The following is an 8,810-nucleotide window of genomic DNA, read 5'->3' as shown; positions in this document are numbered from 1 at the left end:
CCTAGAGCAATACCCGACGTGAGACACGCGCCTATTCGACGAGGCGGATGGTGCAGTAGCGGGTGGCGGTGCGGGCGAGTCGGGCGTCGGAGGTGACGAGAGTGATGGCTCGGGATTCCGCGAGCGCGACGTAGGCGGCGTCGTAGCCGCTGATGCTGGCGCGGAGCTGCCACATGCGGGGTAGGAGCTGTTCGACGGGCACGTGGTCGACGCCAAGCTGGGGAATCCGGTTGATCGTGGCCTGCGCCTGGTCATCGCTGATCTTGTTGTCGAGAGCGAGCCCGCGCATGACCGAGAACAGCTCGATCTTCCAGTGCTCGGGAGCCGCCCACTCTGGGTCGGCGCTCAGGATCGAGCGGGCCCGTCGCCCTCGGTCGTCGGCGTAGACGAGGTCGTTGGCGAGCACGGAAGCGTCCACTACGACCATCCGGAACCGTGCGCTCCTGGCTCGTCCGTTGATGTCGCCTCGACGTGCATGGCGCGGGCGGCTGCCAGCACGTCGGCGGCGGCTGGAGCATCCACGCCGGCGCCGACGCCCGCCGCGAGTTCGTCTTCCACAGCAGCGAGGACCTGCTGGTTTCGGGCATACCGGGCCTGTCGGGTGAGTACTCCGAGTAGGAACGCCTGCAGTGACTGGCCTTGCTGGCGAGCGTACTGCGCGAGCGTGTCACGTACGCCTTCCGGTACGTCGCGTACGGTGACTGCAATTGGCGCGCCTGCATTATGACTGCAGAATGCAGGCTGGTCAAAGTCGGGTCGCGGTCGAGTACGAACTGCTCGGCGCGGCCGGGGTCACGGTCGTGGGAATGCCCGAGCTCGGCGAGCGGGCCCGCGCCATGAAGGCTCACCTGGCCGTCTGATCATCGACTGGATCGTCCGCGATGGTGCCCGGGTGGGCCGGTGCCCGCCCCGGCTGCCGCGCGGAGGTCGGTCCGGGCGATCTTCTTGCCCGCCGACGACGCATCCGGCGCGCCTTAACGGATATCGTAGGTGGCGCGGCGTCGCCGTGCCGCCACGCCGCTGGCTGATCGAAACCAAGGGCGCGCCATCCCTTTCAGCTGAGGTGGCTCAGCAGTTGAGGCGGCTGCGGCGGTGCGGTCGGCGCAACCGCGAGGGGGTGGGTCGGTGGGCGTGATTCGGGTGGAACCATACGGCGGCCGCGACTTCGACGTCGAGGTCGCGGAGGAGACGTCTCCGGGAGTCCGCGGGCTCTCCTTCAACTACCGGGTGCAGGTCGATGACAAGGTGCTCGCGGCGGTGGGGCTCTCGCCCGACGATGTGCCGGGCCTGATCGCGTTGGTCCGCGCGTCGTTCGCGTTCCTGCTCGCGCGGGAACCGGCCGGGTCCATCCTGCCCACCTTCGAGCTGTCCGAGATCACCCGCTACTTCCCGAACTATCCGGCGGAGATCTCCGGCAGCGTGCCGAGATGAGCGGGGCCGGGGCACCGGGGGACGTGGACGCTCTGCTACTCGTCTCGTTCGGGGGTCCCGAGGGGCCCGGCGACGTGTTGCCGTTCCTCCGCAACGTGACCAGGGGCCGGGACATCCCCGCCTCCCGGCTGGCGGTCGTCGCCGAGCAGTACCACCTGTTCGGTGGGCGTAGCCCCCTCAACGAGCAGAACCGGGCGCTGGTCGCCGCGTTGCGTGCGGAGCTGCTCGGGCTGCCGGTCTACTGGGGGAACCGGAACTGGGCGCCCTATCTGACCGACACGGTCGCCCAGATGGCTGCCGACGGCATCCGGCGTGCCGCGTGCTTCGTCACCTCGGCTTTCTCGTCCTACTCGGGATGCCGGCAGTACCGGGAGGACCTCGCGGCGGCCGCCGCCGCGGTGGGGGACCGTGCGCCCGAGCTGGTGAAGCTGCGGCTGTTCTTCGACCATCCGGGGTTCGTGGAGCCGATGGTGGACCGCGGCGTCGCGGCGCTGGCCGACCTGCCGGCGAAGGTGCGTCCCGATGCCCATCTGATCTTCACCGCGCATTCGCTCCCCCTCGCGCAGGCCCGCGCCAGCGGGCGTGGCGAGGGCGCCTACGCTCACCAGCTGCGGGCTACCGCAGCGGTGATCACCGAGGGGATCGAACGCATCACCGGCGTGCGTCATCCCTTCGACCTGGCCTTCTGTAGCCGCAGTGGGTCGCCGGACGTGCCGTGGCTCGAGCCGGACGTGCGCGATCGGCTCGCGCGGCTGGCCGCGGCGGGGGCCGCCAGTGCCGTGATCATTCCGCTGGGATTCGTCAGCGATCACATGGAGGTCCGCTATGACCTCGACGTGGGGGCCCTGGAACGGGCGCGGGAGCTGGGCCTGCCGGCGACGCGGGCGGGCACCGTCGGGGTGGATCCGCGGTTCGTCTCGATGGTGGGAGAACTGATCGAGGAGCTGCGTCGTCCCGGCGGCGCCCGACGGTCGCTGACCGGCCTCGGGCCCTGGCCGGCGGACTGCCCCACGCACTGCTGCGAGCCCTTCGGGCCGCCGCGGACCTGAACCCCGCGGACCCGAATCCGGGGTGGTCCTGAAGCCAGGAGGGTGGGGGAGGGCGGACCGCATGGCGAGGCGGCCATACTGATGGCGAACCGATACTGATGGGGAACGAAGCGATCAGGACCGAACGACGAAGCGAGTCAAGGTAACGGAGCGATCGGAGATATGCGGCGCTACGTGTTCGAATCCCCGGAAAGGTTCGTGGTGGGAACCGTCGGCCAGCCGGGTGACCGGATCTTCTTCCTGCAGGCTGCCAGGCGTGGTCAGGTCGTGACGGTCGGTCTGGAGAAGACCGAGGTCACCGCCCTGGCGGAGGGGCTGACCGCGTTGCTAGGCCAGGTGGGCCAGACCCAGGGCATCGTGCTTCCGACCGCTTCGGACGTCGAGATCGATCTTGCCCCGCTGGATGCCCCGTTCGAGGAGGACTTCCATCTGGGCCAGCTCACGGTGTCCTGGGACGGCCACCGGGTCTTCGTCGAGGCGGCCGGGCTGTCCCCCGGGGAGTTCCGGCTCCCCGAGAGCGAGGACGAGCTCGACTCGTTGCGGGTGGGACTGTCGATCAAACAGGCCCGTGCCTTCATCGAACGAGCCCGCACGATCGTTGCCGCCGGGCGTCCACCGTGCGTCCTGTGCGGCCGCCCGGACGATCCGGCCGGGCACTTCTGCCCTCGGCTGAACTGATCGGAGCCGGCCGGAGCCGGCCGGGGCGGGCAGCCGGCGATCGTCAGTTCGAGGGCGGCACAGGGGCGTACGTCGGGTCGAAGGCATCGTAGGCTGCTGCATAGGCGCGACGCACTGCCGCGGAAAGGTTGCGCAGCGCCGCGGACCTGCGGGCGATCTCGCTCGCGGTCACCGCGGCACCGTCGTCCCGGGCAGCGAGGTCGAGCAGGGCCGACAACCGCTCCGCCCGGGCCAGCAGGGCGTGCGCCCCCGGTGGATGACCCGGGCCCAGCCCCGGGCCCGGCTCCTCCTCCCCGCGGTCGCGCAGCAGGGCGAGCACCTCGGGGCGAGCGCTTGCGATGTCGAGGTCGATGAGCGCGGCCGTCGTGGTGCGGATCGCGTTGCTGAGGTCGTGTTCCGCGGCGCGCAGGCCGGCTCCGGGCGGTGGCACGCGGGACGCGACGAGCACCCGCCAGTGCACCGACTCCAGCCGCCCCTCCAGGGCCGGCCCGTGCACGACGACCCCGGGAACGAGCACCAGCGGTGGGTTCGGGCCGATCACGATGATCGCCTCCCCGGCGGTGATCGCGTCCCTGTTCACCTCCGCCGGGCCGGGCAGGCCGGTGGCGTCCCCGGGGGCGGGCAGGACCAGCCGGAGCCGTTGCGCTCTGGCCGAACGCAGGGCTCCCAGGCCCAGCACGAGCGGCTCGTCGCCGAGGGTGTGCGGCGCCGCCTCGCCGCCGAGCGCGCGGTGCATCTGGGTGATGACGTCGTCGAGCCCGACGAGCCCCGCAAGCCACGCATTGCCCCATCCGGTGAGGACTCCGGACCGGGGCGACGCTGACAGGGCGGGAAGCACATTGCCTACCGTAGGCAATCGAGGAGCCTTCAGGCTCGCCGAGGAGGCCGTACCAGACCTTTTTCCGGGTGATAGCGCCATTTGTCGCCTCTGGGCAGGCACCGCCCGGCCAGCCAGGGCAGGCCTACGCTCAGCAGCCAGTAGGAATGCTCGATGATTCCTGGAGCCGGTTCCTCATGATCGGGTCCGTCCGGCAGACCCACGAGTGCTACCCCGGCGTGCGACAGACGATGGGCGAACGCCTGCGCGATCAGGCGGTGGCCGCGTGGCCCCGGGTGGATCCGGTCCACGTCGAAGCTGGACCGGCTGCGCACCGCAGGGTGCCCGCCGAGGTCGACCATCAACACCCCGGGGTCCGTCCGGGCCGCGGCATGGACCGCCGCGTTGAGCCGTTCGACCCGTTCGCTCAGGATCCGGCCGAACGGCGCCGGCACCGGGAGCAGCCGGCTGGGATCGGGCATGGTCGCGGTGAGCACGACGACTCCGTCAGCCCGCAGACGGCCTACCGTCCAGACCAGGTCCTGACGTAACCGCAGCGGATCGAACGTCGGTTTCAGCACGTCGTTCATGCCGGCGATCACGCTGGCGATCTGGGGGCCTAGCGACAGGGCGACGGGAAGCTGACGGGTACGCACGTCGTGCGTGGTCGCTCCCGTGGTGGCCAGATTGGTGAATTCCACGGCGCCGGCCGGGCCCAGGCACGCGGCGAGCCGGGCGGCGAAGCCCCGTCCTCCCGTCGCGGAGCGGCGGTGTTCGCGTCCCATCGTCACGCCGTCGCCGAGGCCGACCGTGATGCTGTCGCCCAGCGCGACGAACCGCCGGGATCCGGTACCGGAGTCCATGGTTCTGCCCGCCTTTCAGACCGCGAGTCAGGCCGCGAGCGGCGGCGCCGGTGGCTGCGGGAAGGCCGTGCCCGGGGCGGCCGGACCGGGCGAGTCGTGGCAGGTGAGGAAGCCCGCGACCGTGGTCGACCAGGGGAACTGCTCCGCGCGGGCCCGGGCCGCGACCCGGCGCGCGTGGACCTGCGCCGGCGAGGCGGACAGCAGGTCCACGACGGCGTCGGCGAACGTGAATCCGCTGCCCGCGGCGATCACGCCTACTCCCGGGACGATCAGTTCTGCGAGCGCACTGGCGTGGTGCACCACTGCCGGGGTGCCGCTGGCGAGCGCCTCTAGGGCGGTCAGCCCGAAGGTCTCCACCGGGCCGGGAGCGAGCGCGAGGTCGGCGGTCGCCAGCAGGCCGGCGAGCCGTTCCCGGTCGGCCACGAACCCGAGGAAGGTTACCGGCAGCCCGGCCGCATGCCGTTCCAGCCGGCCCCGATGGGCCCCGTCACCGGCGATCACCAGGCGCGCCGGCACCCGGCGGCGGACGAGTTCGGCTGCCGCGTCCACGGCGAGGTCGACCCGCTTCTCCGGTGCCAGCCGGCTGGCCACCACCAGCAGCGCCTCCTGGTCACGGGCGAAGGCGCGTCGCAGGGTCAGGTCGTGGTGAGCGGAGGAGAAACGGTCGAGCTCGACGCCGAGCGGAACGTGGCGCAGGTTGCCGGCGCCGATGCGGACGAACTCCGCCGCCGCCCAGGCCGTCGTCGCCACGACGGAGTCGAAGGCGGCCGCGAGCGAAGCGTTCGCCCGGTCCGCGGCTGTCGAGACCGGCAGGACTCCCCGCAGCGGTGCGGGTGTCCAGGTGCCGAGCAGGCGGTCGAGCCGCTCGTGGCTGACGACCAGCGACGGCACCCCGCGACGGCGGGCCCATCGGGCTAGTGGACGCAGGGTCGCCCGGTCGTGGACCTCGAGCCGGTCGGGCCGTTCCCGGTCGAGCAGGTCGGTGACGCGCCACGGCTCGGTGATGATCCGGTAACCGGTTCCGGGTAGCCGGGGGGCGCGTAGTTGGAACACGCGGGCATCCGGCTGGACCAGTTCGGCGTCCTGCTCGCCCGGAATGATCTGGACGACCTCGTGGCCCGCCGCGGTGTAGCCGGCGGCGAGGTGGCGCAGTGTCGTCCGGATGCCGCCGGAGGCCGGCGCGACGAAGTTTGCCGCCTGCACGATCTTCATGCTGACCACCCGTCGTTTCTCGTTCCGGGCCGCTCGCGTGCGTCCCATCCGTCCCGTCGTCCGCCCCGCCGTCCGCTCCGTCCCTCGATGACCGGGCCGGGGTGCCTGAGGCGGCCGAAGCGGCCGGCCCCGCCGCCGGTGCCGAGCACGTCACGGTAGTGGCCGAGCAGCTCGTCGCCGACCGCGCTCCACCCGCATCCCACGACCGACTCCCGGGCCGCCGCACCCATCGCCACCCGGCGAGGGAGGTCGTCGGCCAGGGCCGCGACCTGCGCCCGCAGGGCCGCGGGATCGCCGGGAGTGTAGTGCAGCCCGGTGCGGCCGTGCTCGACAACGTCGAGCAGCCCGCCCGCCGCGGGGGCGACCACCGGTACCCCGCTCGCCTTGGCCTCCTGCGCCGCCTGGCAGAATGTCTCGTGGATGCCGGTGTGGACGAAGACGTCGAGACTCGCGACCGCAGCCGAGAGCTCCTGCCCGGCGCGGAATCCGAGGAACGCCGCGTTCGGCATCGACCGGGCGAGGGTGGGGCGGGAGGGGCCGTCACCGACGACGACGAGCCGGGTGTTCGGGATGTCGGACACCGCTCCGAGCAGCTCCACCCGCTTCTCCCGGGCCAGCCGGCCGACGTAGCCGACCAGGACCTCGCCGTTCGGAGCGAGGCTGCGGCGCAGTTCGTCGTCCCGGTGCGCCGGGTGGAAGCGTTCGAGGTCCACCCCTCGACTCCAGCGGGCGACCCGTTGCACGCCCTGGCTCAGGAGGGTGTCGACGGCATCCCAGGACGGCGCGAGGGTCCGGGCCGCGAGCCGGTGTATGATGGCTAGCCAATGCCAGATCGTGCGTTCCGCGGTGGCCAGCCCGTAGCGGGCGGCGAACGCGGCGATGTCCGTCTGGTAGACGGCGATGCTCGGTATGCCGAGCCGCCGCGCCGCGAACACCGCCTGCGCCCCGAGGCCGGCGGGCGCCGCCAGATGGACGATGTCCGGGTCGAACTCCCGTAAGGCGGCGGGAAGCCCGGGCCACGGGACTGCGAAGCGAAACGCCGGGTAACCCGGTAGGGGAGCCGACGGCGCCCACAGCACCGGTGCGCCGGCGTGGCTGCGCGCCGCCGCGCATCGGGCGGCGGGCGCCGGAGCCGGCGCGATGACCATCGCCTCGTGCTGCCGGTCCCGCAGGTGTTCCAGCACTCGACAGACCGTGTTCGTCACCCCGTCGACATGGGGGAGGAACGACTCGGTGATCACCGCTATGCGCACACGAGCACCGTGGCAGGGTATGGAGCCGTGCCGCAGACGGCCAGCCGACCGTTACATGAACGTTCTGGCACAGCTTGGTGCACCGTACGGGTGTACACGACCGGCTGTTCATCCGGTCGGCGGATCCGGGCCGGATTCCCGTCCAACCTGGCGCCATCTAACACAGCGTCACCCGACATGGTGTTATTCGATCACGATGTCATCTGACATAGTGCCACTTGACATAGTGCTATCTACCATAGTGTTACTTGACATGATGTCACACGACATAGTGCAACATGATGCTATCCGACATGGTGTCGTTCGACACGGCGCCCGGCGGGCGCCATGGTTCCTGGTCCGCACCGTCGCACGCCGGCCGCCAGCATTTTCCCAGGGCGCCGGTGAGGAGGATATTTGGAGGCACGGGGCGGCGCACCGGTCGGGGAGTGAGAGCCATCGAGGTGTACGCGTGATGTTCAGGCGGCAGGACACGGTCCTGATCACGTCCGCGGCCCGGTCGCGGCAGTCGGACATCCATCGGCGGGAGGTGCGTTACCTCCTCTCGATGATGTTCCGGATGCTCTGCTTCGTGCTCGCCGTGGTTGCCTTCCACGGCTGGCTGCGGTTTGTCGCTGTCGCGATGGCCGTGATCATTCCGTGGGTCGCGGTGGTCATCGCCAATGGCGGTCCGGCGCCCGAACGCGACCGGCCCGCCAGCTACGATCCGGGCCAGCCGGCGGCGGGCGAGCCGCCGGCCCTGGAGGCCGATCCCCACCGGGTGGTCGACAGCGAGGGCTGGGTGGATGACGAGGGCTGGGTGCACGGCCATCCGGACCCACCGGGCCGGGACGGCAGCGGACTCGGCGAGGCGCCCGTCTCCGGGCCGTCGGGTTGACGTCAGGTTGAGCCGGTGAGGTGCATCAGCTTCACCACTGACTACGGACTCGCCGACGGCTTTGTTGCAGCCTGCCACGGGGTGATCCTGCAGACGGTGCCGGACGCCCGGATCATCGACGTGACCCACCTGGTGCCGCCGGGGGACGTGCGGCGGGGGGCGGCCGTGCTCGCCCAGACGGTGGGTTCCCTGCCTCGGGGGGTGCACCTCGCCGTGGTGGATCCCGGGGTGGGCACGTCGCGCCGGGCCCTGGCACTGCGCGCGGTCGGCGGTCACCTGGTCGGGCCCGACAACGGCCTGCTGATCTCCGCGGCCGAGCGGTTGGGGGGGATCGAGGCCGCGGTCACGCTGGCGGTGCGGCCCGGAACCCCCGCGACGTTCCACGGCCGGGACGTCTTCGCCCCGGTGGCTGCCGCCCTGGCGCGCGGGACGCCGCTCCAGGAGGTCGGTGAGCCGGTGGAGCCGGCGACCCTGGTCCGTCCGCGGGCGGCCCTGGCTCGGCTACGCCCGGATGGCACCGTGGAGACCGAGGTGGTCCTCGTTGACACGTTCGGCAACGTCCAGCTCGCGGCCTCCGGCGCGCTGCTCGGCGCGGCCGGGCTGCGCCCGCCGGGTCGGGCGGTGCTGCGA

Annotated in this window: 12 protein-coding genes; 7 read left to right on the top strand and 5 right to left on the bottom strand. The window is 71.7% G+C overall.

The annotated features are described in order from the left end of the window. Window positions 1–31: 31 nt before the first annotated feature. A complete protein-coding gene (locus tag AC08OT_RS16520) occupies window positions 32–427 on the bottom strand; it encodes a type II toxin-antitoxin system VapC family toxin (RefSeq protein WP_476593425.1) in 396 nt (131 codons plus the stop codon). A gap of 44 nt (window positions 428–471) precedes the next feature. Between AC08OT_RS16520 and AC08OT_RS16515 the strand changes: the two genes are divergently transcribed. From AC08OT_RS16515 to AC08OT_RS16495, 5 genes are all read left to right on the top strand, one after another. Further along, a complete protein-coding gene (locus tag AC08OT_RS16515; RefSeq protein ID WP_476593426.1) occupies window positions 472–618 on the top strand; it encodes a hypothetical protein in 147 nt (48 codons plus the stop codon). Window positions 619–734: 116 nt separating this feature from the next. Continuing rightward, window positions 735–860 (top strand): hypothetical protein, encoded by a 126-nt coding sequence (locus AC08OT_RS16510; protein ID WP_462188557.1) that lies wholly within the window; start codon window positions 735–737, stop codon window positions 858–860. Between the two features lie 265 nt (window positions 861–1,125). Then, window positions 1,126–1,431, top strand: coding sequence for a hypothetical protein (locus AC08OT_RS16505; RefSeq protein WP_476593427.1), 306 nt, complete (start codon window positions 1,126–1,128; stop codon window positions 1,429–1,431). Beyond that, entirely contained in the window at window positions 1,428–2,480 is a 1,053-nt protein-coding gene (locus AC08OT_RS16500) for a ferrochelatase (protein ID WP_476593428.1), read from the top strand. Before AC08OT_RS16505 ends, AC08OT_RS16500 begins: the two co-directional genes overlap by 4 nt. 162 nt (window positions 2,481–2,642) lie before the next feature. Continuing rightward, window positions 2,643–3,158, top strand: a complete 516-nt coding sequence (locus AC08OT_RS16495) for a DUF3090 domain-containing protein (protein WP_476593429.1) — start codon at window positions 2,643–2,645, stop codon at window positions 3,156–3,158. 43 nt (window positions 3,159–3,201) lie between these two features. On the opposite strand, the gene AC08OT_RS16490 is transcribed toward AC08OT_RS16495, so the two are convergent. From AC08OT_RS16490 to AC08OT_RS16475, 4 genes are read right to left on the bottom strand one after another with little or no spacing between them, the layout of a single operon-like run. Further along, a complete protein-coding gene (locus AC08OT_RS16490) occupies window positions 3,202–3,996 on the bottom strand; it encodes a hypothetical protein (protein ID WP_476603008.1) in 795 nt (264 codons plus the stop codon). Window positions 3,997–4,025: 29 nt separating this feature from the next. After that, a complete protein-coding gene (locus AC08OT_RS16485) occupies window positions 4,026–4,838 on the bottom strand; it encodes an SGNH/GDSL hydrolase family protein (protein ID WP_462188562.1) in 813 nt (270 codons plus the stop codon). Window positions 4,839–4,865: 27 nt separating this feature from the next. Further along, window positions 4,866–6,050 carry a glycosyltransferase gene (locus AC08OT_RS16480; protein WP_476593430.1) on the bottom strand — a complete coding sequence of 395 codons (1,185 nt, stop codon included), beginning with the start codon at window positions 6,048–6,050 and terminating at the stop codon, window positions 4,866–4,868. Beyond that, a complete protein-coding gene (locus AC08OT_RS16475) occupies window positions 6,047–7,303 on the bottom strand; it encodes a glycosyltransferase family 4 protein (protein ID WP_476603007.1) in 1,257 nt (418 codons plus the stop codon). The genes AC08OT_RS16480 and AC08OT_RS16475 overlap by 4 nt, the downstream gene beginning before the upstream one ends. A 454-nt stretch (window positions 7,304–7,757) precedes the next feature. On the opposite strand from AC08OT_RS16475, the gene AC08OT_RS16470 reads away from it, so the two are divergent. Both AC08OT_RS16470 and AC08OT_RS16465 read left to right on the top strand, forming a co-directional pair. Next, window positions 7,758–8,180 carry a DUF3099 domain-containing protein gene (locus AC08OT_RS16470; RefSeq protein ID WP_476595979.1) on the top strand — a complete coding sequence of 141 codons (423 nt, stop codon included), beginning with the start codon at window positions 7,758–7,760 and terminating at the stop codon, window positions 8,178–8,180. Window positions 8,181–8,195: 15 nt separating this feature from the next. After that, window positions 8,196–8,810, top strand: a 615-nt coding sequence (locus tag AC08OT_RS16465; protein ID WP_476603006.1) for an SAM hydrolase/SAM-dependent halogenase family protein, incomplete at its 3' end; no start/stop codon positions are given.

The sequence above is a fragment of the Frankia sp. CgJB1 genome (assembly GCF_977947065.1).
This window is presented reverse-complemented; position numbering and strand designations above follow the sequence as displayed.